Consider the following 24,224-nt stretch of genomic DNA (forward strand, 5'->3'; position numbering starts at 1 on the left):
AAGGGAGGCGTCAAACACCTCCGTCAAGTGATTAAACTCTACCTCCCGGGGTCCGCTGCAGCCGATCATAGGAACTGGCAGGTCTCCGTTACCGCGACGCCATGAGATCATCTGTTTCCCGGTACCTGTCCGTGTGAAAGCCCAGCTTGATCAAGCCACGGCTGACCTCCGCCGCATTCATGAATAAATCCCATATCAGGCCGCTGCGATGGTTTTCCATCATAGCAACCACAGGCCCCTGATCGATGGCGAGATGGGTTTTTGAAACCCAGCCGGTGGACGGCTGGAAGGAATCCATCAGGCCGAAACGACCCCTCAGTGCGCCACCACGCCATTGCAGAAAGCGCACAGCCGCCCGTATCGATCGAACCGGCAGGAACGGTATGCTAGAGAGCGCAGCCGTCGTGGTAATGATGCCATGGTCATCGGTCGGAGAATTGACGGCATACCCCTTCGGCCCGTCGCAGGCCGATAGACCCCATCCGTCTTCCGGCGCATAACGGGTGCTGCAATACCGATAGTTGATGAGGCTATGGGCATGGACCTGCTCGAGATAATCATTGCAATAGGCATCACCCAAACCGCGCGGATCGAGAGTGCAGAATGAATATTGCGACAGGAAGAGCGGACCTCCATACGGCTCGCCGAGCGGCAGCCTGACGCCAAGATATTTCGCGCCGTTTCTGATCTCGCCATCGCGCGCCCAGCCGGAGTGGTAGGAGACCGGGTTTATTGCATGCGCGGCCGATCCTGCCGCAAGAACGTAAGTGACCAGAGCCTCGTTCCATCCCGCAATCGGCAGGTTCTTCGCCCAGCCGAAGCGGGGGCTCCAATGCCAGTAGAGAGGGCCGGGCTTTCCCTGTGTAAACCAGTTCCACTCCACTGCCTCCACGATGTGGGTAACCGACCGGCGCAGATCCATTTCCGTCGATGTCGGCTCGTCGAAGAACTCGCGGGCGCAGATCAGTGCCTGAACCAGAAGTGCAGTCTCAACCAGATCGCCGCCGTCATCGAACTTCGCAAATGGAATTGTCTTTCCGCCGGAGCTGTGGACAAAATGCGGAAAAGCGCCGTGAAATCGCTTCACCGCGCCGAGAGATCGCAGCATAAGGTTCGCCCGATCGATCGCCTCCTGCCGCGTAATCCAGGACCGGTGAACGCCGACAATGAGCGCAAGAAATCCGAACCCCACCCCCGATATGGATGTGATTTCGTGAATCGGCTGACCATCTGATCCCATGCGGTCCCTGGGAAGTCCGCTCTCGCGATGGCTGCCGGACCAGAAGTAGTCGAAGGTAGTGCGATGCAAGTCATCAAGTTCAGCAGAAAATTCGTCCGTCACCTCAAACCTCGAATGATCCGCAGCAAATCGCAACCACATCCGCAAACAGGCTTATCCGACTTGGTCATTGATTCCAAATACCCGTGGAAGTGGTGGACATCGGATTGGTAGACAAAATCGGGGCCGGCTTCTGTCTCGCGCCAAGGGAACATCGTCGGGTCAGCTTGGTTGAAATCTGTGACCACATCCGATCATATAAGATCAGTTAGAGACCAAAGCTCCCATGATCCTATCAATTTCCGGCCTCAGAAAGACCTATCAGACCGCCGAAGGGACGATACCGGTTCTCAATGGCGTTGATCTGAGCGTTGACGCGGGAGAGAGCCTTGCATTGACGGGAGAATCCGGCAGCGGCAAAAGCACGCTCCTGCATCTTGTCGGCGGCCTTGATCTGCCCGACAGCGGCACCATCATGGTGAACGGCCGTACGATCACCGATCTTAACGACAGAGACCGCGCAATATTTCGCCGGCATGACGTCGGTTTGATTTTTCAGCAGTTCAATCTGATTCCGAGCCTCGATGTCGGCTCCAATGTCTCTTTCCACGCAAAGCTCGCGGGCCGTTTTGATCGGACGTGGGAAAAGACACTGGTCGAAGCCCTGGGAATTGCGGCGCTCCTCGACCGTTATCCCGAGCAGCTCTCGGGAGGGCAACAGCAGCGGGTTGCGATTGCAAGGACGCTTGCGGCCCGGCCGCCGCTGATCCTTGCCGACGAACCGACCGGCAATCTCGACGAGAACACCGCAGATATCGTTATCGACATCATGCTGCGACTGACGACGTCAGCGAAAATGGCGCTTCTGCTCGTCACCCATTCCAGCCGGCTCGCCGCAAAACTCGATCGGCGCATTGCCCTCAGCGGCGGAAAGGTGTCGCAATGAACGCGACCGCCTTCAGTGCGCTGCTCTCGCACTGGCGCTACAGACCACTGCAATTCTTGATGCTCGTCATGGGCGTGGCGCTCGCGACAGCGCTATGGTCTGCCGTACAGGCCATCAATTCCGAAGCGCGTGCCAGCTATGACAGGGCGGCCTCGCTATTGTCTCAAAACCAGCTGGATCAGCTGGTCGCCAAAGACGGCGGCATGATAGCCTTGGAAACCTACGCCAGACTTCGCCGGGCCGGCTTGGATGTCTCTCCGGTCATCGAAGGTCAACACCGGTTCGGGACGACGCGTATCAGGCTGATCGGCATTGACCCGTTGACGATGCCCTCGGATGGATCGGTACTTCCCCCTTCGGACCGATCCGGCCTTATAGACTTCATGACGGCGCCCGGCGTTATGATTGTCTCACCGGCGACGGCCAGCGCCTTAAAGGATACGGCGGGTCTTGCCGTCAGACCGACGGCTAATATTCCCGACGGGGCGGCTTTCGTCGACATTTCCACTGCCGCCCGCATCCTCGAACGCAAAGGAGATCTCAGCCGCATCGTCATTTCACCCTCACAAGCAGTGGATCGTCAGGCAATCGCGGTTGCAGCACCGGACCTGACAATAAGAGAAGCGGGCGGGCGATCGGACGTTGCGCGGCTCACCGACAGTTTTCATCTCAACCTCACGGCATTCGGCTTCCTTGCTTTTGTCGTTGGTCTGTTTATCGCCTATTCCGCAACCGGTCTGTCATTCGAGCAGAGGCGAGGCACCTTCAGAACCTTGAGATCGCTCGGCATCTCGCTCGGCTCACTCACGGTGATGCTCGTTTTTGAAATTACGCTTTTTGCCCTCTTGTCCGGCGCCTTTGGCGTCGTTCTCGGCTATGTCATCGCTTCTGCACTTCTGCCAGGGGTTGCCGCGACGCTCAGTGGGCTTTACGGGGCGAGCGTTTCAGGCTCACTTTCCATCAGGCCTGAATGGTGGCTGGCTGGTCTAGGCATGGCGCTGATCGGGACGTGGCTTTCCTCGCTGCAACATCTATGGCGTGTCTGGCGGATGCCGATATTGTCCACAGCGCATAGCCGGGCATGGACAATGGCATCAGTCAGGGGGCTGGTGCTACAGGCAACAATCGGCACATTTCTGATCGTGCTGTCCGGCCTGCTTGTCTGGACTGGCAGTGGGCTCCTATCCGGATTTGCGGTTCTGGCCGCGCTGCTGCTCGGCGCGGCATTCATTCTTCCTCCTTTTCTCTCCTTTGCCATGAAGGCAGGCGAACACGTTTCCCGACACATACTGGTGCGATGGTTCTTTGCAGATACGCGTCAGCAATTGCCCGGGCTCTCCCTTGCTTTGATGGCATTGCTGCTTGCGCTATCGGCCAATATCGGCGTCGGCACGATGGTCTCGAGCTTTCGAGAGACATTTCTGTGTTGGCTCGATCAGCGACTTGCAGCAGAGGTCTACGTGACAGCGCGAGACGAGACGGAAGCCGAGAAGCTACGCCAGTGGTTTCCTCAACATACACGTGCGGTTCTGCCCATCTGGAGCAGCCGTGGTGACGTCTCAGGCGAACAGGTCCAGATTTTTGGTGTCGCCGATGATCCTACCTACAGGGATCATTGGCCGTTGATCCTTCGCTCGCCTGCGACCTGGGATGAAATCGCGAGCGGCCGGGGCGCAATCGTCAATGAGCAGTTGTGGCGGACCGGCAAGGCTTCACCTGGCCAGAAAATCCAATTGCCAGGTGGCTGGAGCGCTACCGTCGTCGGCGTATTTTCGGATTACGGCAATCCGTCCGGACAGGTGATTATCGGCATTGATGCTCTTGTTGAGCACTATCCGGATGTCGAAAAACTGCGATATGGCCTTCGCCTTGCGCCGGAGGAGGTGGCGGATTTCCGACGCAGCCTGATGGACGAATTCGGCCTGCCGGAAGCCAATATCGTTGACCAGGCATCTCTAAAGCGGCAATCCGCAGCCATTTTCGAGCAGACCTTTGCGGTGACGGGCGCCCTGAACGTCCTGACGCTCGGCGTTGCCGGTTTTGCGATGTTTTCAAGCCTCTTGACGCTCGCCTCACTCCGGTTGCCGCAACTGGCCCCGGTCTGGGCGCTCGGACTTCGCCGTCGTGATCTGGCGTGGCTGGAGTTTATCCGCACACTCGCTTTGTGGTTCATAACTTTCGTGGCCGCCATTCCCGTCGGGCTTGCTTTGGCCTGGGTTCTCCTCGTGATCATCAATGTGGAAGCGTTCGGATGGCGGCTGCCGATGATCCTCTTCCCGATGGAATGGCTGAAACTGGGCCTTGTCGCCCTCGTGGCCGCCATCATGTCGGTTTTGATCCCGGTCCGGCGATTGGCGAAAACGACACCCACGGACCTTCTCAGGATATTTGCCAATGAACGCTAGGTCCATCATTCGTCTTTTTTTCGTCTGTTGTCTTCTCGCGCCTGCGGCATCGTTAGCGCAGGGTTTCGCCGGACTGGGGTCGAATGCGGAAGGCTTCAGCGTTCCACGACGAGGGGTGCCGCTGGTTTTTCCACGGGAGCATGGGCCGCATCCGGACTTCAGGATTGAATGGTGGTACGTCACCGCAAATCTCCAGACCGCCGATGGCGAGCAGCTAGGGGCTCAATGGACGCTTTTTCGTTCGGCGCTCCAGCCCGGCGAGCGGGCAGGATGGGCGGATCCGCAGATCTGGCTGGGCCACGCCGCCGTGACAACCGCCAGCCGCCATTATGTTGCCGAAAGACTGGCGCGCGGCGGCATTGGACAGGCGGGTGTCGTGGTCGCTCCTTTTAAGGCATGGATAGATAATTGGGAGATGAAGACGGCAGTGACTGGACATGCCGACCCTCTCGACAAAATTGATTTGAACGCCAGCGGCAAAGGTTTTCATTATCAGCTCAAACTTCAGGCGAACGGCCCGTTGGTTCTTCAGGGGGACGGGGGCTTTTCGGTCAAATCAGCCGCCGGGCAGGCCAGCTATTATTATTCCCAACCCTTCTACGAGGTCAGCGGCAACGTCGTTCTTGAGGGCCGGGTCCTGCAGGTGACAGGCAAAGCCTGGCTCGATCGTGAGTGGTCATCCCAGCCCCTCGCTTCCAATCAGACGGGATGGGACTGGTTTTCCCTCCACCTCGCATCCGGCGAAAAGGTGATGGCGTTCCGGCTGAGAGATGACGAAGGAGGTTATACGTCTGCCAACTGGATTTCGGCCGATGGCACGACCTCGCCGGTCGATCCCCGGGGGATACAGATTTCGCCCTTGCGGACCGCAACGGTGAACGGCAAGGCGGTTCCGGTGGAATGGAACCTGAAGATTCCAAGCCGGGGTCTCGACATCAAAACGACGGCGCTGAACGAGCAGGCATGGATGGCGACCTCGACCCCTTACTGGGAGGGACCAGTCGAATTTACGGGAACGGCCTCGGGACGAGGCTACCTGGAAATGACCGGTTATTGAACTCGGCTCTAAAGCGTCCGGGGTCTCACCCGGGGGGAAAGGGCACTTATCTCTCTTCAGACTATTAATCAGGCGGTCCTTGCAAGCCGCCTGATGGTTTGCGGCGGTTGTCCATACTGCCGCATGAAGGCATCGCGCATGCGCCGAAGATCGACGAAACCACTTTCGCGCGCGATCTGATCCATCGGGTGCCGGGTCTCCTCGATCATCAGGCGAGCTGCCTCAAGGCGGATTTGCTCCACGGCCTTGGCGGGTGTCTGGCCGGTTTCGGCATGAAACGCACGGCTGAACTGGCGGGGCGAGAGTGCCGCGACCTCAGCCAGTTCCTCGACGGTCAAAGGGTTGGCAAGATGTGTCTTTGCATGGATCAGCGTCTTCTGGATGCGGTCACTGCTGGGTGCAAGTTGGAGCAATTCAGAATGTTGCGACTGACCGCCGGCCCGGCGATGATGCATTACAAGTCTTCGGGCTATCGCGCCTGCCACATCGCGTCCCAGATCTTTTTCAATCAGTGCCACTGCGAGATCCAGGCCGGCGGTCAGGCCGGCCGATGTCCAGACCGGTCCCTCGTTGATGAAGATGCGATCGTCTTCAACGCGCACCTTTGGGAAGGACCTGCGCATCTCCTGCGCATAGGACCAGTGGGTGGTTGCGCGCCGTCCGTCGAGAAATCCCATTTGCCCAAGCAGAAACGATCCGGTGCAGAGCCCTGCGACCCGCCGCGATGCCCTGGCCATTGCGCGCAAGGTGGCAAGCGTTGCTTCATCCTGCTGCGGAGGCGGAATGAGGCCTGCCAGAAGAAGCAGTGTATCCACCTGTCCCACCTCATCGAGTTTTGTGGTCGGTACGGAAAAACCGCTGGACGACATGACAGGGCCACCTTCGACCGAGGTGATCGAGAGCGTATAATAGGTTTCATCCTTCAACACATTGGCCAACTCGAAAGCAGCCTGGACGCCCAGCGCGAGAAACTGGAAACCCGGCGTCAGCACCATGGAAATATGAGGCACCCGTTCCTCCTATCCTGTGTCTTAAAAACGTAGTTTATACGTCATATCGGACAAATGTCATTTGGTCCATAACGTCCGTGTCGAAAGCGATGGCGCTTTCCCCCGAACAAGGAACAGATCAATGACCACAAAGGGAACTGCACTCATCACCGGCGCCTCAACCGGCATCGGCGCAATCTACGCTGACCGTCTAGCCGCGCGCGGTTATGACCTGATCCTTGTAGCCCGAAACGGGGACAAGCTGCAGTCGCTCGCCTCTGAGATATCGAACAAGACGGGTCGTGTGGTTCAAGTGCTTGCCGCCGATCTGGGCGATACGGCCGATCTTGCCCGCGTTGAAAAAGTGCTGCGTGAAGACGCCAACATCACGGCGCTGGTCAACAACGCCGGTATCGGCACCCACACGACGCTGCTGGAAAGCAATGTCGATCGCATGGAAGCCATGATCCGGCTCAACGTGACCGCTTTGATGCGCCTGACATACGCGGCAGTGCCAGGCCTGGTGGCGCGCGGCGGCGGCACGGTGATCAATATCGCTTCGATCGTTGCGGTTGCGCCAGAACTGCTCAACGGCGTTTACGGTGGTACCAAGGCTTTTGTGCAGGCGTTTACCACATCGCTCAATCACGAACTCGCGGACCGTGGCATCCGGGCGCAGGCCGTCCTGCCCGGTGCTACCCGCACCGACTTCTGGGCAATCGGAGGCCTGCCGGTCGAACATCTTCCCGACGAGATCGTCATGCAGGCCGAGGATATGGTCGATGCCGCGTTGGCCGGGCTCGATCAGGGGGAATCCAGCACCATTCCCGCGCTCAGGGATATCGAGCTATGGCACGCCTATGAGGCGGCACGTCTCGCGCTCGGCCCTCAGCTTTCCGCCACCCGGCCGGCAACGCGTCTGATCGCGGCAGCCTGAAACGTCCGCGCCCTTTATGGTTTGAGACAATCGGAAATCTTCGCCGCAGCGTATCAATCGGCGAACGGCACGGTGGCCTCGCTTGCCCATGGACCACCGAGATATCTCCACAGGTCAAGCCCTACAATCGTGATGTCGTGGGGAGAGAAGCCATCTGCAAGCGTGCGATAAAGCTCGTTCGCCTTCGCTCGCGAAGCCTTGTTTTGAACCGTGATGTGCGGTCGCCACGCCTGCATGTCTTGGGAGCCAAGCCATTGGACGAAATCGCTCCGCAGGGCACCACGAACCGAGTTCAGCGTCGCGCTTTCGATCGTGAACGCGACGCCAGAACCGAGATGACGGACACCGCTGACTTGGGCCGAAATCACGCTGGTACCTTTCGCAATGGATCGTAGGCTCTCGCCAATTACGTCCACATATTCGCCCGGCAGGCGGTAAAACATCGTCAGATGCGCCCGCAGGAAATTCCGGTCCTGCGGGAAATATTGCTGACGAAGCAGATCGAAGGGCATGAGATCGTGCTCTGCGATGCGGGCTGTCAGGATCATCGGATGGCGTGTCTTCAAATTAGCGGATCCGGGCTTGTCGCCCGGGTTTCCGAAGCGATCTCGGTGGCAGTGGCATCCCGTCGCAGCTCCTAGAACTCGATGACCTGGCGTACAGCGCTTCCGTCATGCAGGCGGTCGAAACCTTCGTTGATATCCTCGAGCTTGAGCCTTGCACTGAGCAAACGGTTCACCGGCAGCCGCCCATCACGGTAAAGCGCGATGAAACGCGGAATATCGCGGACGGGCACACAGGTGCCGATATAGCTGCCTTTGAGTGTCCTCTCCTCGGCAACCAGTTGCACGATGTTCACCGGCAGGGTCGCGGACGGCGGCGGCAGGCCTGCGGTCACGGTCGTGCCGCCGCGTTTGGTCATCCTGAAGGCATTTTCGAGAGCGCGAATGGAACCGGCCATCTCGAATGCATAGTCAGCGCCACCGGAGGTGAGCTGTCGAACCTGTTCGACGGCATCTTCATCGCGTCCGTTCACCACTGCTGTCGCGCCAAGTTCACCGGCAAGCGCCAGCTTTTCCTCTGAAAGATCGACGGCGACGATCTTGCTGGCGCCAGCCGCCCGGGCTCCCAGCACCGCGGCAAGACCAACGCCACCCAGCCCGATGACGACGGCAGTCGAGCCGGCCTTGATCTCAGCCGTATTCACGACTGCGCCCACGCCCGTCAGAACCGCGCAGCCGAAAAGCGCGGCTTCCACAAATGGCAGGTCGCGGTCGATCTTGATAAGCGAATTGCGCGAAACGACGGCATATTCGGCAAAAGCGGATACCCCGAGATGATGATGGACGGTTTGACCGCGATAATTCAGCCTCATCGCGCCGCCGACCAGTGTTCCTGCTGCGTTGGCCGCAGCACCCGGTTCGCAAAGCGCTGGCCGACCTTCCGCACAAGGCAGACAATGCCCGCAGCTCGGCATGAAGACCATTACGACGTGATCACCCGGTTCGAGGTCCCGGACCCCATCCCCAAGGGCCTCGACAACGCCGGCTGCCTCGTGCCCCAGCGCCATCGGCATTGGCCGGGGCCTGTCACCGTTGATGACGGAAAGATCGGAGTGACAAAGGCCGGCGGCGCGGATGCGAATGAGGACTTCGCCGGGGCCGGGCGGCGAAAGTTCGATTTCCTCAATCGCAAGAGGCCTGCTTTCGCGGTAAGGAGGAGACACATTCATCCTCTGCAACACAGCTGCTTTGACCCGCATTATTCCCTCCTTACCGACTCTCCCCAGAAATACACGATATCCGTCCACCAGTAATGCAAGGAGTGGCATAAACTGTTTTGAATTGGATTGACCAACCCGTCCGGCGTGCAACAACCGCCGAGGAGCGTCGTCTTGTCCCGTATAGCCAGCGCGGTTTGAACGCGACGGTTTCGACGGCGAAACGCGCTCCGCGCGGCCTTTGCGCGTGGACGCGAAAGCAATGGCCAGATGCTACAGACCTGCTTTGGAGCAACGCAGTGAACACTCCGCTCGATATCGACGGATACGGCGGTAGAACTGGGTGCGCTCGAGCCCGAAATGAGCGCCCGCTCAATCACGAGTTTCGAAGAACAGTGGCAAGATCAGGATTTGCTCTTCACGAGAATCGCGCCGATGGCAGGAAAACCATTCGATACTCTTTGAGACCAAGGAGGACGCCATGAGAGCTGCTGCTTGATCACGGAAACCACGTTGCTGATTTTCGATCGGTTGAAACATACATGGCAACGCCTTCACCACGTGGATCGTGGGATCCAAGAATCGTTTCTTGATCCTGGATGCAGATGACGCCCGCCTGTCCGAAAATCGGCGACAGTGCCGGCAGTGGCAAGACGTCATGCCCAAGCGCAGTCAGTCCCCCGATAATGTTCGCGTCAGGCGACTGCTCGACTTTCAGGCTGTGATGCACGTCGGAAAATGTCTTGCCAAGCAGAAAACGAGGTTGTGCCAAAGCCTGTTCGGGCGTCATGCCGTAGTCGAGCAGGCCTGTGAGCACCAGCGACAATGTCTGCGGCTGGCCATCTGCCCCTTGCGTTCCGTAAAGCAAATAGGGGGATCCATCCTTGAACGCGATGCCCGGGTTGAGGGTATAGAAGGGCCGCTTTCCAGGCTTTATGGCGTTCGGATGGCCGCTTGCAACCGAAAACGCCGCGCCGCGGTTCTGCCAGATGACGCCGGTGTCGCCAACGACCACGCCGCTGCCCCAGTCGAAATATGTGCTCTGAAGCACGCTTGCACAGCGCCCCTGCTCGTCGGTTGCTGCGAAGAAGACCGTGTCACCATGCTGGTAAGCATGAGGCCATTCGAGCGCCCGCTCGTGGTCGATGGCCTGAGCTTTCTTCTCAAGCCGGGTTGGGTCAAGAAAGCCGGTGGAGTTGCCGTCGGCGAAATCCGGGTCGGCGATATGCTCGCGATCGAGGAACGCCTGTTTCACGGCTTCAACCAAAAGATGGTAACGCGCTGCGCTTGATGGCGGTAGTGACGCCAAATCCAGGCGGGACAGAATGCCAAGGATTGCAAGTGTGGAAACCCCCTGCGTCGGCGGGGGCGGGGCGAAAAGCGTTACGCCGCGATAGTCCTGCGACACGGGTTCCGCATCGCGGGTGCGGGTGAGCTGCAAGTCGGCAGCAGTGATCGGCGAGCCCAGCGAAGCCATCGCCTCTCCAAGGCGGCGCGCCAACTCTCCCTCATAAAACGACCGATGGCCATGCTCGGCGATGTGCCGAAGGGTTCGAGCAAGCGGACGTTGCGTGAAAAGGCCCATGCTCGCTGGATGATCAAACGCGGCTGCGAAACCCGGCCAGTGGGCTATTTCGGGGCGTCTGAATTCAAGCCAGAAATCTTGTGTGTTGCCCGGCTGGTATCCGTTTTCCGCAAAAGCTATTGCGGGCATCAGAAGATCGGAAAGCTGCTCGCGGCCTTGCCAATGCTGCTGTCCAAACGCCAGGGCATGACCCCAGCTATCTACGGCGCAGGCGGTCGTGATCATGGAAGAGGGGCCGCGTAGCGGGATTGCCGTCTGATAGTCGGGAAGGACCGCCGCGGCCTGACCTATTCCCAGAAAGGACCGGCAGAGGCCCTGCTTGTCGGCGACCAGCCATACGGCATCGCCGCCCAGACCGCAAAAATGCGGCATCACCACCGCAAGTGTCGCAGAGATCGCAACGGCCGCCTCGATAGCATTGCCGCCACGTCTTAGTACCGCTGCGCCGGCTTTGCTTGCCAGGGGATGTGGACTGGTGACCATTCCCGGCAGGGCAGCTTCCGGCACACGTAGCGACATGATATTTCCTCTCTTGACCGACTGGCCGGAAACTTCCGGCCAGGGATGTACATCGTGGCTCGCTCAGTCGATCTTGTAGGCGAGCTTGCGGTCGTCCAAGGACGGCAGGAACTGGCGGGTGAATACCTGTTCGGGCTTTGGCTTGGAAGGCAGCTGATAGCCTTCGGCGACGATATCGATCGAGCGCGCAAGACGAGCGTCATCAACGTCGCCGAGGCCGAGCCTTTCGACTTCCGGTGAGATGATCAGGTTCTCGTAGGAGAATTTCATGCGCGCAAGTTCGAGTTCTTCCTTGGCAAGATTGTCGTAGGCCAACACGGCCTCTATGCCTGCTTTGGAATTCTCGGCGATTTCCCTGGTGGCCTTGTTCACCGCGCGTACCAGTCCTTCCACCGCTTTCGGGTTTTCCTTGACGAGTTTCTGCGACACCATCATGCCGTTGGCGTAGAGATCAAGGCCATAATCACCGAAGGACAGCCAGTTATAGTCCTTTGCCGGGTCCTGGCGGTTATTGATGAGGTTGAACCAGCTGGTGATGTTGAACACGAGGGCGCCGTCGATATCGCCCTTGATGAGCATCGGCTCCTGCAGGTTGGGACCCATGTTCTCGATCGCGACCTTGGTCATGTCAACCTTGTTGATCGTACCCAGCACGTTGACGAGGCGGGTTGTAGGTGTGCCCTGCGCGCCGCCCAGCTTCTTGCCTTCCAGATCGGCCGGCTTGGTGATGTTGGTTTCCTTCTTGCTGACGATGGCGAAGGGCGGCTTGCTCCAAAGCTGGTAGACCATGACGGGCACGTCGTTCGGCCGCGTGGCGGCATTCTGGATGATGGCATTGATATCGCCGAAGCCGGCATCGTAGACGCCCGACATGATACGCGTGACCGTTGCCGCCGAACCTTCGCCCTGATCGATGGTGACATTGAGGCCCTCGTCCTTGAAGTAGCCCTTCTGCAAGGCGAGCAGGAAGGGGGCGTCCGAGCCTTGCGTCTTCCAGCCGAGGGTGAACTTGATATCCGTGTCAGCCCGGGCGACACCGCCGAGGCAAAGGCTAAGTGCAAGAGTCGAGATCAGTTTCTTCAGCATGTCTGGCTCCATTTGTTTTGAGTAGATGTTCAGGCGGCAGTGAAATCCTGGCCGCGGGCGGCCCAGCCAGTGACGCGTGCCTCGATAAGGGAGAAGGCGACGTAGAGAAGCACCCCAAGAAGGGCGAGGATGAAAAGGCCGGCAAAGACCAGCGGCACATCGAAATTGGACGAGGCCGACATCATGACATTGCCGATCCCGCGGTTGGAGGCCACGGTTTCCGACAGGACAGAGCCGACGAAAGCGAAGGTGACGGCGATCTTCAGCGAGGCGAAAAAGAAGGGCATCGTACGCGGCAGTCCGACATTCCAGAGGATGTCTAGCTTGCTTGCGCCCAGCGATTTAAGCACGTCCTCCAGCTCCGGCTCGGTCGTTGCAAGGCCGGTAGCGATGTTGACGACGATCGGGAAGAAGCACATGGCGAGCGCAGTGAGAATTGCCGGCACGGAGCCGGAGCCGAACCACAGAACGAAGATCGGCACAACTGCTACCTTGGGGATCGACGAAAAACCGATCAACAGGGGGTAAGCCGTATCGTAAGCAACGCGCGACACGCCGATTGCAGCCCCGATGGCAACGCCGACCGCCACTCCGAGGACAAAGCCAACCATCGTCGTCCAGAGTGTCTGGATTATATGTGGCACGAGGATCGGAAAGCGCTCGACCAGCGTCTGGAAGACCTGGCTTGGACGCGGCACGACGAGATCGGACACCTGCAAGGCGATACAGAGAATTTCCCAAAGGACGAAGAACGCGAGGATGAGAGCGGCGGCCCAGAAGCGGCGGCGCAATTCATAGGTCATGGGTCAGGCTCCCTGGATAGCGGTGTCAGACCGGGCATCGATGATGAGTTCGCGCAGGCGCTGGTTGAGCGCGACGAAATCGTGCTCGAAGGTCATTTCGATTGTGCGGGGGCGGCGGAAATCGACGGGGCTATCATCGATAATGCGACCGGGCCGCGCACTCATGACGCAGATGCGGGATGCCAGGAAACCTGCTTCCTTCAGGTCATGGGTGATGAGCAGGACGGTCGGCTTGCGCTTCATCCAGAGCGACTGCATCGTGCCCCATAGTTCTTCGCGGGTAAATTGATCGAGCGCGCCAAAGGGTTCGTCGAGCAGAAGCAGGCTGGGTTCGTGAACGAGCGCTCGGCAGAGATTGGCGCGCTGGAGCATTCCACCGGAGAGCTGCCATGGGTAATGGCTGGCGAACTTGTCCAGGCCGACATCTGCAAGCAAGGCGCGGACCCGGTCGCGGAATTCACCGTTTTTCTTCGCTCGGTATTCGGCACGGAACGGCTTCACGATCTTGAGTGGCAACATCACGTTGCGCTCTATCGTCAGCCAGGGAAGCATGGTCGGGTTCTGGAAGGCCATGCCGATGCGCAGCGCCTTGGCGCCAACTTCTCGCCCGCCAACGATGACCGCGCCCCTGGTCGGCTGCAGCAGGCCGGCGGTAAGCCGCATGATCGTTGACTTGCCGCAGCCGGAGGGGCCGACGAGTGCCACAAATTCCCCGTCGGCAATGCGCAGATTCGTCTCTTGCAGCGCAACGACTGCCTGTTCCTTGCGGCCGAAGGAAACCGCGGCTTGCGAGAGCTCCACGGCGGGAGCGGCGGATGTCGTCAGTTGAGGCACAGTCAGCATTAGGTCACCGTGAAAAGCGTTTCGATAACTGTATGCAATCGACGTGCCAACATACATGCATGTTCAATTGTCTTGTTCTGCATGCGATATCTCCGACGTGTAAAATGAATGCACTAATTGTATGCATGTGTTTTGGGCATTTTTGATTTGCCTTGCATTTAAATGCGGCAGCGCGCCGAGTTGATTTTCCCCGTCGCCTCGCTTATCGATTGGCCGGAGAAGAGGGTTGGCAATGACCGGAAGTAAACGTTCGGTAAGAGGTGAAGGGGATCGCGTCGCAGCGATTTGTACGGCTCTGCGCCGTGCCATCATCGAGCGGGCGCTGCAGCCGGGTGACCGGCTGCCGGAGGATGCGCTCGGTGAGCGGTTCGGTGTCAGTCGCACTATTGCCCGTCACGCGCTCGGCCAGCTTGCGGCCGAAGGTCTCGTCGACCTTCGGCGAAACCGTATCGCCGTGGTCGCTACGCCATCCTTCGAGGATGCACGGGATATTTTTGACATCCGCCTTGATCTGGAAAAGCAGGTGGTGAGACGTCTCGCGGGCAAGTTGACGGATGCGCAGGCCAAGCAGCTGAAGGCAATCGTCGAGGCCGAGCATGAGGCCCGGCACGGGCCTGAAGGCGCTTCGATCCGCCTCGCCACAGACTTCCACGTGCTTCTGGCAGAGATGACGGGCAAGCCTATCCTGATCCGATATGTTACGGAAATCTGTTATCGCGCAGGCCTGTCGCTTGCTGCCTTCGGGCGGCCACACTCTTCCGACTGCGCGGTCAGCGAGCATCTTGACCTGATCGAGGTGATCCGCACCGGGCCGGCGGAGAAGGCTGAGGCGATGATGGTCGAGCATCTCGAGGCGGTTGCCTCGCGGGCGCTGTTGCAAAGCTCTGGCGCCAAGCCACGCGACCTGATGGATATCCTGGCGCCTTATGCAGACTGAAAGGAGCCGGGCTCCTCTGACGTTTAGCGGGCGACGGATGGGTCGAGTATCCATTCGGCGCTGTCGTTCCAGACGTCCGTATCCAGGATCAGGCCGTCACGCACGGTGAATCGGTCGATATATCGGTTGTTGTCGAAAGGGGTGCCGTCCGGCCATTCGCCGTAGAGATAGCCGAGGCTATAGATGATGGTTTCCGTTTCGCCAGGCACGACGTCGTAACGCTCGATACGCTTCTTCACCCATTTATAGCGAGCCGCGTTGAAGTCGGTTGGGCCGCTCGGTGTGTCAAAAAGCCGATTGCCGGTAAAGCGGCAGATGAAGCCCGGGGCGACATAGGTCGCGGCGCGAGCAGGATCGCGCGCCATTGAGGCAGCGAGATAGTCCTTCACCGATTGCAGATCGCGTTCTGTTGCCTCGTTCATGGGAATCTCCAAATCTGTTGCGAATGTTTCGTCAAAAGTGCATACATTTATTGTTACGCAAACTACCCGTCGAGTTGCAATATGTCATTTCAAGAATCCTTCGATCTTGTGCTGCGCGATGCACGCGTGAACGGATGCGCCGCGCTGCAGGATATAGGCGTCACCAATGGCCGCATTGCCGCTATCGGTCAGATCGCGGCGGGAGCAGGCCGGAAGGATGAGGCAGTCGGTGGGAGGCTGGTGCTGCCGGGTTTCGTCGATACCCATGTTCATCTCGACAAGTCGTGCCTCTTGTGCCGTTGCAGCGATGCAGGAGGCGGGCTGAAGGGCGCGATTGCCGCGGTTGCCCGTCTGAAGCGGGACTATACGGTCGAGGACGTCTATGCCCGCGGAGCCCGGACGATAGAGATGGCAATTGGCAAGGGTACGATGCACATGCGCACCCATGTGGAGGTTGATCCGCGGGTGGGCTTGCGCAGTTTCGAGGCGATGAAGCGGTTGAGACAGGATTATGCTTTTGCACTTGATCTTTCCATCTGCGTGTTTCCGCAGGAAGGGCTGACCAATGATCCGGGCACGGAGGAATTGCTCGAACAGGCGCTTGCCGAAGGTGCGGACCTTCTCGGCGGCTGCCCCTATACAGACAGCGATCCGTCTGGCCAGATGGAACGTCTTTTCGCCTTGGCCACGCGACATGACGTGGACCTGGATTTCCATCTGGACTTTGACCTCGATCCAAGCTGGGGGCATCTTGAGGAGATTTGCGACCGGACGGAAAAAGCCGGTTGGGGCGGGCGGGTGGCTGTCGGCCACGTGACCAAGCTCGCAACCATGAACGAAGCAATATTTGAACGTCGGGTCGCGCGGTTGTTCCAAGCGGGCGTCGCGGTAACGGCGCTGCCTTCGACCGATCTCTATCTGAACGGTCGGGAAGCCGGTTTTCGCGCCGTGCGAGGCATAGCACCCGTGCATATCCTCAAGGATCGGGGTGTCACGGCATCGATCGCCAGCAACAACATACTCAACCCGTTCACGCCCTTTGGCGACTGTTCACTTCTGCGCATGGCCAATCTCTACGCCAATGTGATGCATCTCGGGCCGGAGGATTTCGCGGCCTGCCTGGATCTCGTCTCGGAGGATGCAGCCCGGCTGATGCGGATCGACGGTTACGGGCTGGATGTCGGCGCGATGGCCGACATCCTCGTAATGGAAGGCGAAGACGAGACCGAGGTCTTCGGCGGGTTGGGCGAGCCCGTCATGGGTTTCAAGCGGGGGCGCAAGAGTTTTGTCAGGCCAGCCGCTACGGTGCTCCGGCCTTGACATTTTTGGAGCACCGCTGCGTCGTTCTGGTGCTCCTCCGGCCTGCGGTCCCGGTGGGCCGGCGCCGGGCCCGAACAGGATACTATCCTGCGAAGCGCTCTTATTCCGCTTTAAGGTTGTTTTCCCGCACGCAATAGCACGAGGCTACGGTCGATCAGAACATATTCGGCGGCTTCGATTTTTCGGTCAGTCGCTTCGGGATCGACTGTCGTGAGGACTTCCACCCATCCTCCGCTTACCTCCGGAAGAGCGAATGGAACGGACCCGTCATGGGGATTGAACAGGATGAGGATATCATCCCAACCTTCTTCCTCATCGTGATCGCGGCCAACACGCAGCCCGATGGTGGTGGCGCCGGGATCATCCCATTGCTCCCGGGTCTGCTCGCTGGCCGCCGGATTGTACCACGTTATGACCATTCCGTCGCGCCAGTCGTCGCGCCTCAAAATCGAATGTTCGTGACGCAGCGAAATCAATCTGCGGGCGAAATCGCGCAGTTGTGCGGCGCTTGCGGGTAGATCCTCCCAATGCACCCAGCTCAGTTCGTTATCCTGGCAGTAGGCATTGTTGTTGCCCATCTGGCTGCGTCCAAACTCGTCGCCAGCCAGAAGCATCGGTGTTCCGTGAGAAAGAAAAAGCGTCGCAAGAAAATTTCGCTTCTGACGGTCGCGGAGAGTAATCACTCCCTCGTCATCGGATGGCCCTTCCACGCCAAAATTAAAGCTTCGGTTGTCGCCATGACCGTCCTTGTTATCCTCCCCGTTCGCCTCATTGTGCTTGTCGTTGTATGAAACGAGGTCGTTGAGCGTGAAGCCGTCATGCGCTGTCAGGAAATTTACGCCGGACCAGGGACGACGACCGCGCAAGTCATAAACATCGCCGGAGCCGAGGATACGGGCGGCGAAATCCCGGGTCGTCCCATCCGTGTTTCTCCAGTAATCCCGCACGGTATCGCGGTACTTGTCGTTCCACTCGGCCCAGCCTGGCGGAAACCCGCCGACTTGATAACCGCCTGGCCCAATGTCCCATGGTTCTCCAACAAGCTTCAGACGTGACAGCACGGGATCCTGCCCGACGGCATCGAAGAATCCGCCGCGCTGGTCGAACCCTTCCGGCTCGCGTCCCAGGATCGTGCCGAGATCAAATCGGAACCCGTCGATCTCCATCTCCTGCGCCCAGTAGCGCAACGAGTCCGTAACCATCTGCAAAACGCGCGGGTGGGAAGTGTTTACCGTGTTTCCGGTGCCGGTGTCGTTGATGTAGTAGCGCGGCTCGTCCGGCATTGTGCGATAATAGGAGAAGTTGTCGATGCCTCTGAAAGAGAGGGTTGGTCCCATCTCATTGCCTTCGGCGGTGTGATTGTAGACGACGTCCAGGATGACCTCGATCCCGGCACCATGAAAAGCGCGAACCATGTCCCGAAAGCCCTGGATGCCCCGCGGACCCATGTAGCGGTTCGCCGGAGCAAAGAAGGCAAGCGTATTATATCCCCAATAGTTTTTCAGACCTTTTTCCAGCAAATGGGCGTCGTCCGGAAACCAGTGTACCGGAAGCAGTTCAATGGAGGTAACCCCCAGACTCTTGACGTAGTCGACAATCTCTTTCTCCCCAAGGCCCTCAAATGTGCCTCGTAGAGCTTCCGGAACGGCGGGGTGAAGCTGCGTGAAACCCTTGACGTGGGTCTCATAAAATATTGTCTTCGACCAGGGGACGTCGCGGCGCTGTTGACCCCTCGGCGCGTCGGACCTGGCGACCACGCGAGCCTTTGGCACAAACGGCGCGCTGTCAGTGTCGTCGAAGGACAAGTCCTTGTCCGGACTGTCTGTCACGTAAGCAAATTGCGGCTGCCCCCACTCTATGTCGCCCACGACTTCGCGCGCATAGGGATCGAGCAGAAGCTTGTTAGGGTTGAACCGGTGCCCGCTTTCGGGTTCGAACGGGCCGTAGACGCGGTAACCGTAAAGTGCGCCTTCTTTCAGGCCCGGTACATAGCCGTGCCAGACCTCGTTGGTGTATTCCGGAAGCTCGAGGCGTTCGATCTCCGCGGTCCCATCGCTTGAAAACAGGCAGAGTTCCACCCGCTCCGCATGGGCGCTGAACAGCGCGAAATTCACGCCATCTCGGTCCACAGTCGCGCCGAGTTGACGGTGGTCACCGGCGAGAATACGGGAGTTTCTGCTGATCATGGATGCCTCTGGAAAACGGGTGGGATCTTGCGGGTGAGTGGAGACGCGGTGCTTTCGTCGCATGAGAAACACGGATGCGTCAGGAACGTTCCCTCCCGTATGGCGACAATCTTGCAGCCAGAGGCATGGGAAATTCGGTTTCGCGAGTGAGTTATCCGATGTCGGCCGGAACAGATAAAGACCGACGGGCGCTGATATTATCGCCCCGGCGATGAGCGACTGTTCAGGACGTTGCGCCGCTCCTGAACAGTCTGGCAGTTTTGTGGTGAAATCGAGCTTCCGTTACGTTTGCGGTGACAGGTTTTCCTCCGCTGCGCCGTCCGGGACCGGGGCGTCGACCGGACCGAATTCACTTTCCCACTCGGCACTTGCGGCATGCCACTGCTCTTCGTCCTGACCTTCCGGACGACCGGCCTGCTCCCACAGTTCGTAAGCGCGCTTCGAAATCCATTCCTCGCGATCGGTGCCCATTTCATTCTCCCTTTGAGGTGTGAAGCAATATTGTCCTGCCCCAACCTTCGCCACCAACGAAAGTTCCGGTCGCGCCGCGTGGGCATCAGGCAACCGTCACCATTGTTGTCCGCGAACATGGCGATCTCACTGAGGCGGACGGCGCGCCCGGTATTGTGAGAACAGGAAGAGCCCGGAACAGCGGAAGCAGCCGGAGTGTGTGAGGATGACCCCAAAGGCGGGCATAGCGTGAACGACGCGGCGGCTCAGTCCGGATTTAGATGGCGTTGCAGGCCTTGTGTCGGATGATTTCTGGACGGCGGATGCCGAGGGCTCGCTTCACGAAACTTCGAGCGTCCTGACGAAGTCGGCAGTCTGATGCGCGTGAACACGCGTGAAGCGGATCAACTCATCGAAGTGCCGCTGCATCTTTCGGATGGATTCAGCATTGTTCAGCACGAGATACATGCCGCCGACGAAAATCGCAGCGCGTTGCGATCCGAAAATCGTATAGGGCACGGAAAACCGTTCTTTCTCATTAAACAGGAACAATCTGAACGACGGATAGAGTTCATTGATCAGGTTTGACATGTACTGAAGCTGCTCGGCACGTATCTCCCTTTTCAGTCCCCGCCACATGCCGCTCCCCTGGGCAAAGGCCTCAAGTGTCTCGCGTGGCATACACACTTCCATGTCCGTGCCGGGTTGACGATTGTAATCGAGCCTGAATGCCGTTTCGCTTGCTTGCGCCTTGACGCTTTGATGCGCGGATCTCGCCTCGAATGCGATGATCTGTGGCGTGCGGAGCAGGTCGGGAATACGGGCCGGCACGTAGCGTATCTTGGAGCCGGCGGCCTCTGCATGCCATTTCATCAGGAGGGTGTCGGTGTAGTCTTCGCCACCTTCCTCTATCTCGAAGCTCGGGCGCAGTTCGCCCATCAGCCCCGGATCGTGCGAAATGCCAAGCAGCCAGTCCAGTGAAACGGAATGACGTTCGGCAATATTCAGAAGCGTTTCAACGCGCGGCAGCCGCGCCGAATCGCTTGATAGAAGCTGCGACAGAGCCGACCGGTCGATCCCGATTTCGGCTGCAAAGGCCGAATGACTTAATCCAGAGCGGGAAACCAGCTCCGTCAGCCTGATGCGAAACAGGTTGGAAAGCGCGCGCTTGTCCACTTTTCACCTCGTTGTTTACAATTATCACCATATTCTACTTTTTGTGATCAAAATCAACGGTTGGTAACCATAATCCCGTTGTGTACCGCGCCCTGGGATGAAAATCTCTCATTACATTCTAATCGAGGGATATTATGAGTGACATTGCCAGTGAATCCAACGCAGTAGGCCGGCCTCGCCCGAAGTCGCTCAGGATCGAGTGGCCGACGATAGGATTGCTGATCGTCTGTTATGGTCTCTGGGCCGGCGCTGGTTACGCCCTCTATCCGTTTTATCCGTTTGCAGCGCTTGTCTTGATGGGCATCGCTGTCGCGTTGCATTCATCACTTCAGCACGAGGTGCTGCATGGGCATCCGACCCGCAACGCAAGGCTCAATGAAGCGCTGGTGTTTGCCCCGCTTGGCATTTTCTATCCCTACCGCAGCTACAAGCGGACACATCTGCAGCACCATGCGGATGAGCGGCTGACGGACCCGTTCGATGACCCGGAAAGCTATTACCGCGCCATGGGCGACTGGGAGACTTTGCCGGGATTTTTAAAGACATTGCTCGGATGGAACAACACGCTCATTGGACGCCTTCTGATCGGGCCGCCGCTGATGGTCGTCGGATTCACGATATCGGAGTGGCGAAAGATCGCCAAAGGTGATCGGCGGGTCATCTATGCCTGGGTCCTGCATGTGGCTGGTCTCATTCCCACGTTGCTGGTCATATCCCTGCTGTTCGGTATTCCGCTCTGGCAATATATCGGTGTCGCTGCCTATCTCGGCATTTCCATCATCGCCATCCGCTCCTATTGTGAGCACCAGTGGGCCGAGCGGCCGGACGGGCGAACGATCATCGTCGAGAACTCCGTTCTGGCCCCCCTGTTTCTCTACAACAACCTGCATTTCGTGCATCACAAGCTGCCGACTGCAGCGTGGTATAAGCTGCCATCGCTTTATAAAGCCAGACGCGCCGAATGGCAGACGATGAACGAGGGCTATGTTTTTGCCAATTACTTCGAGGTTTTCCGCGCTTTTGCCTTCCATGCGAAAGAGCCGGTAGTGCATCCCGTACTGGGACGGCCCGAATTGGGTCCCGCAACACCGGCCGTGGCCTATGTGCCAACTGATTTCGTAGCCTACGTGATGCCCGATAATTCCTTGAGATCGGACGCCTCAACGTGACCTTGATAGCGGCGCTGCCGATGTATGACTGGCCGGAATTGCGTGCTGAGACCGATGCCGTGTGGGCGGGAATGCGCGTAAGATTTCTTGCGCAAGGTATCGGTGCTCCCGAGCGTCTTGTCCGGAGCAACGCAGATATGCCGCCTGTTCCCGGTGGCATTCGTGATGAGGCAGGATCCGTCATCGCTCCGGATCCTGCCACGCTTGATCCTTTCTCCCTCGATCTCGCAGTCTTGTGGCGCCATCCAAACCTTCTCGTTTCCCAGACATGCTGGGGTCCTATGGAGCTTGGCCTCGAAGATCACGTCGAGGTCATCGGTCAGGGCAATTATGACGGGATCACAGGCGGCGCGGGTGCATTTTACTCAAGTGCCCTCATCGCCCGGATTGGTGAAGGCGGCGACGATGTCGCCCCGTCCGAGGAAGGCGAGGCAATTCTGCCGCTCGGATTTTTCGGTCAGAAAAGGCTGGCGTTTAATGAGCACCGGTCCCTGTCCGGTTATCTCAGCCTCAAACGCGATTTACAGGCGGCCGGTCAAGGCCTCGATATGTTCCGGGAACTGGTTGAGACTGGCTCGCACCGCGCTTCGGTGATTGCCGTTGCCCACGGTGATGCCGATATTGCCGCGATTGATTGCAAATCCTGGATGATTGCCCAACGATATGAGCCGGCAGCAGCAGGCCTTCACGTTGTCGGCTGGACCGCTCGGCGCAGAGGCCTGCCCTTCATCCGCGCTAAGGGTATGGATATTAAACTCGCGATGTGACGGAGAAGCTGGAAACAGTGTGGCCGTCAATCGGTTTTGCATGTGTCTGTAGCGCCGCCTGATATCAGTTTGGCGGCGTGTTTTGCGACATAAGGGATCGGATAGCCTCGATGTCCGCCGAGGGCGGCCGGTCATCTGAGTAAGGGGCGACATGGGTGCGGAGCAGGCCGTAGAGCGCGTCGGTACCGGGCGCCCTTGCCGCAACGGATTGAATGAAATCATGCGCCTGTGTCGCCGCCATCCATTCTATCGACAGGATATATTCGGCATTTTCGATAATTGCGAGGAGCTTGTTGGCGGCGGCGGTTGGATGAGCCAGGAAGTCTTCTTGCAGAGCGGAGGTCAGCCCGCCATCGGTGGAAGCGGGCGCCGCAAGGCGCCGGTTTTCGTTGGACAGCGCAGCTGCGGTATATTGCGCGATCATGAAACCGGAATGGCTGCCGGGATCGGAAGCGAGAAATGGAGGAAGCCCGCTCACCAGAGGGTTGACGAGCCTGTCAATCCGCCGTTCGCTCATCGCCGCGATCTGGGAGAGTGCGATGGCAAGACTATCGGCTGCCTGTCCAAGGGCCGGGGCCACCGCGTGAGCCTGCGACCATACGATGGGCTCTTCCGGTGACCCGGCGAGCGCCGGATTGTCTGTCACGGAGGCCAGTTCTCGGTCGATGATGGTCGCGCAGCTATCGAACACATCGCGTGCCGCGCCATGCGCGTGGGGAATGGCGCGCAGGCTGAGGGCATCCTGTGTACGCTTGCCAAGCGACGCTTCGATGAGACCGCTGCCTTCAAGACGCGTCCTGAGGGCTTTTCCCACCGTTGCCATGCCCGGTGAGGAGCGTAGCGAGAGCACGGCTTCTTCGAAGGCCGACATCTGGCAACCGACCGCTTCCAGAGTCAGCGCGGCAATAGCATCCGCCCAATCAAGCAGCCGTGCTGCGCGTGCCAGAGCGACACTGGAGAGGCCCGTCGCACATGACGTGCCATTGACAAGGCTCAAACCTTCCTTGGCGCCAAGAACGAGCGGTTGAAGGCCCATTTCCGCCAAAGCGTCCCGACCGCTGAATGATTTGCCACCGAGCTTTGCCCTGCCTTCGCCAATCAACACGAGCGCAATATGGGCATTATGTATCAAATATCCGGCTGACCCTTTTGAGGGCACATCAGGGATACAGTCGCATTCCAGGAACCTCGTCAGATGGGCAACGATCTCCCTGCGGACACCGGAGTAACCATGGGCGAAGTTGGCTATTTGTGAGGCAATGATTGCGCGTACCTCGTGACGGCCAAGCAATGGGCCGACGCCGCAGGCGTGACTGAGAACGATACTGCGGGAAAGCTTTCCCTGGGCAGCGCGATCGACCACCGTGTCAGCCAGAGCGCCAACACCTGTGTTGACGCCATAGGCACGGATACCGTTTTCAACGATGCCGTCGACAATTCGGCTTGCCCTTTCGATCCGCCGGTAGGCTTCGTCCGAAAGGACGAGATGATCGCCTTGGCTCACAAGGGCGACATCGTGCCAGCTCAGGGCCTTGTCCAGCATGACCGTCATGAGGTTCTCCTCGAGGAACGCCGTCTAGACGGAAGACGACGACATTGTGTTGCCATTGACTGATCCGGTTTGTACG

21 protein-coding genes are annotated in these 24,224 nt (G+C 58.8%); 8 read left to right on the forward strand and 13 right to left on the reverse strand.

The genetic code is table 11. The features are described from left to right. Positions 1 to 88: 88 nt before the first annotated feature. Complete coding sequence (locus BTN45_RS21295; protein WP_207591708.1) at positions 89 to 1,240, reverse strand: glucoamylase family protein; 1,152 nt, start codon at positions 1,238 to 1,240, stop codon at positions 89 to 91. Positions 1,241 to 1,565: 325 nt separating this feature from the next. On the opposite strand from BTN45_RS21295, the gene BTN45_RS21300 reads away from it, so the two are divergent. The 3 genes from BTN45_RS21300 to BTN45_RS21310 are packed head-to-tail and all read left to right on the forward strand — an operon-like array spanning position 1,566 to position 5,687. Then, a complete protein-coding gene (locus BTN45_RS21300) occupies positions 1,566 to 2,225 on the forward strand; it encodes an ABC transporter ATP-binding protein (RefSeq protein ID WP_207590891.1) in 660 nt (219 codons plus the stop codon). Next, a complete protein-coding gene (locus BTN45_RS21305) occupies positions 2,222 to 4,630 on the forward strand; it encodes an ABC transporter permease (protein ID WP_207590893.1) in 2,409 nt (802 codons plus the stop codon). The genes BTN45_RS21300 and BTN45_RS21305 overlap by 4 nt, the downstream gene beginning before the upstream one ends. Next, positions 4,620 to 5,687: a lipocalin-like domain-containing protein gene (locus tag BTN45_RS21310; RefSeq protein ID WP_207590895.1), complete on the forward strand. Its 1,068-nt coding sequence runs from the start codon at positions 4,620 to 4,622 to the stop codon at positions 5,685 to 5,687. The genes BTN45_RS21305 and BTN45_RS21310 overlap by 11 nt, the downstream gene beginning before the upstream one ends. Positions 5,688 to 5,755: 68 nt before the next feature. Here the strand turns inward: BTN45_RS21310 and BTN45_RS21315 are convergent, their stop codons facing one another. After that, positions 5,756 to 6,697 (reverse strand): GlxA family transcriptional regulator, encoded by a 942-nt coding sequence (locus tag BTN45_RS21315; protein WP_246751720.1) that lies wholly within the window; start codon positions 6,695 to 6,697, stop codon positions 5,756 to 5,758. Positions 6,698 to 6,818: 121 nt separating this feature from the next. Between BTN45_RS21315 and BTN45_RS21320 the strand changes: the two genes are divergently transcribed. Then, positions 6,819 to 7,613, forward strand: a complete 795-nt coding sequence (locus BTN45_RS21320; RefSeq protein ID WP_207590896.1) for an SDR family oxidoreductase — start codon at positions 6,819 to 6,821, stop codon at positions 7,611 to 7,613. 53 nt (positions 7,614 to 7,666) lie between these two features. Here BTN45_RS21320 and BTN45_RS21325 read toward each other — a convergent pair whose 3' ends face one another. The 6 genes from BTN45_RS21325 to BTN45_RS21350 form a co-directional block, all read right to left on the reverse strand. After that, positions 7,667 to 8,125, reverse strand: coding sequence for a 2'-5' RNA ligase family protein (locus BTN45_RS21325; protein WP_246751721.1), 459 nt, complete (start codon positions 8,123 to 8,125; stop codon positions 7,667 to 7,669). Positions 8,126 to 8,250: 125 nt separating this feature from the next. Further along, on the reverse strand, positions 8,251 to 9,375 hold the full coding sequence (locus BTN45_RS21330; protein WP_207590897.1) for a zinc-dependent alcohol dehydrogenase family protein: 1,125 nt from the start codon (positions 9,373 to 9,375) through the stop codon (positions 8,251 to 8,253). Positions 9,376 to 9,832: 457 nt separating this feature from the next. Continuing rightward, complete coding sequence (locus BTN45_RS21335) at positions 9,833 to 11,401, reverse strand: gamma-glutamyltransferase family protein (protein WP_207591712.1); 1,569 nt, start codon at positions 11,399 to 11,401, stop codon at positions 9,833 to 9,835. Positions 11,402 to 11,500: 99 nt separating this feature from the next. Further along, the gene (locus BTN45_RS21340) at positions 11,501 to 12,523 is read right to left on the reverse strand and encodes an ABC transporter substrate-binding protein (RefSeq protein WP_207590898.1); all 1,023 of its coding nucleotides are present in this window, start codon (positions 12,521 to 12,523) and stop codon (positions 11,501 to 11,503) included. Between the two features lie 29 nt (positions 12,524 to 12,552). Next, complete coding sequence (locus tag BTN45_RS21345; RefSeq protein ID WP_006698710.1) at positions 12,553 to 13,326, reverse strand: ABC transporter permease; 774 nt, start codon at positions 13,324 to 13,326, stop codon at positions 12,553 to 12,555. A 3-nt stretch (positions 13,327 to 13,329) separates the two neighbouring features. Continuing rightward, positions 13,330 to 14,169: an ABC transporter ATP-binding protein gene (locus BTN45_RS21350; protein ID WP_037090969.1), complete on the reverse strand. Its 840-nt coding sequence runs from the start codon at positions 14,167 to 14,169 to the stop codon at positions 13,330 to 13,332. Between the two features lie 232 nt (positions 14,170 to 14,401). On the opposite strand from BTN45_RS21350, the gene BTN45_RS21355 reads away from it, so the two are divergent. Then, a complete protein-coding gene (locus tag BTN45_RS21355; RefSeq protein ID WP_006698708.1) occupies positions 14,402 to 15,106 on the forward strand; it encodes a GntR family transcriptional regulator in 705 nt (234 codons plus the stop codon). A gap of 23 nt (positions 15,107 to 15,129) precedes the next feature. Here the strand turns inward: BTN45_RS21355 and BTN45_RS21360 are convergent, their stop codons facing one another. Next, positions 15,130 to 15,528 carry a nuclear transport factor 2 family protein gene (locus BTN45_RS21360; RefSeq protein WP_006698707.1) on the reverse strand — a complete coding sequence of 133 codons (399 nt, stop codon included), beginning with the start codon at positions 15,526 to 15,528 and terminating at the stop codon, positions 15,130 to 15,132. 81 nt (positions 15,529 to 15,609) lie between these two features. Here BTN45_RS21360 and BTN45_RS21365 point away from each other — a divergent pair, with 81 nt between their 5' ends. Further along, entirely contained in the window at positions 15,610 to 16,848 is a 1,239-nt protein-coding gene (locus BTN45_RS21365) for an amidohydrolase family protein (protein ID WP_207590899.1), read from the forward strand. A gap of 110 nt (positions 16,849 to 16,958) precedes the next feature. Here BTN45_RS21365 and glgX read toward each other — a convergent pair whose 3' ends face one another. From glgX to BTN45_RS21380, 3 genes are all read right to left on the reverse strand, one after another. Next, the gene (gene glgX, locus BTN45_RS21370; protein WP_207590900.1) at positions 16,959 to 19,034 is read right to left on the reverse strand and encodes a glycogen debranching protein GlgX; all 2,076 of its coding nucleotides are present in this window, start codon (positions 19,032 to 19,034) and stop codon (positions 16,959 to 16,961) included. 282 nt (positions 19,035 to 19,316) lie between these two features. Further along, positions 19,317 to 19,505 carry a DUF2934 domain-containing protein gene (locus BTN45_RS21375; RefSeq protein ID WP_004438121.1) on the reverse strand — a complete coding sequence of 63 codons (189 nt, stop codon included), beginning with the start codon at positions 19,503 to 19,505 and terminating at the stop codon, positions 19,317 to 19,319. Between the two features lie 318 nt (positions 19,506 to 19,823). Beyond that, the gene (locus tag BTN45_RS21380; RefSeq protein ID WP_006698704.1) at positions 19,824 to 20,660 is read right to left on the reverse strand and encodes a helix-turn-helix transcriptional regulator; all 837 of its coding nucleotides are present in this window, start codon (positions 20,658 to 20,660) and stop codon (positions 19,824 to 19,826) included. A gap of 134 nt (positions 20,661 to 20,794) precedes the next feature. On the opposite strand from BTN45_RS21380, the gene BTN45_RS21385 reads away from it, so the two are divergent. Then, a complete protein-coding gene (locus tag BTN45_RS21385; RefSeq protein WP_207590901.1) occupies positions 20,795 to 21,829 on the forward strand; it encodes a fatty acid desaturase in 1,035 nt (344 codons plus the stop codon). A gap of 20 nt (positions 21,830 to 21,849) precedes the next feature. Beyond that, on the forward strand, positions 21,850 to 22,596 hold the full coding sequence (locus BTN45_RS21390) for a PhnD/SsuA/transferrin family substrate-binding protein (RefSeq protein WP_207591713.1): 747 nt from the start codon (positions 21,850 to 21,852) through the stop codon (positions 22,594 to 22,596). Between the two features lie 64 nt (positions 22,597 to 22,660). Here BTN45_RS21390 and hutH read toward each other — a convergent pair whose 3' ends face one another. Continuing rightward, complete coding sequence (hutH, locus tag BTN45_RS21395) at positions 22,661 to 24,148, reverse strand: histidine ammonia-lyase (RefSeq protein WP_004438133.1); 1,488 nt, start codon at positions 24,146 to 24,148, stop codon at positions 22,661 to 22,663. Between the last annotated feature and the right edge of the window lie 76 nt (positions 24,149 to 24,224).

Origin of the sequence: Rhizobium sp. ZX09 (assembly GCF_017357485.1) — a bacterium.
Classification (GTDB): Bacteria; Pseudomonadota; Alphaproteobacteria; order Rhizobiales; family Rhizobiaceae; genus Agrobacterium; species Agrobacterium pusense.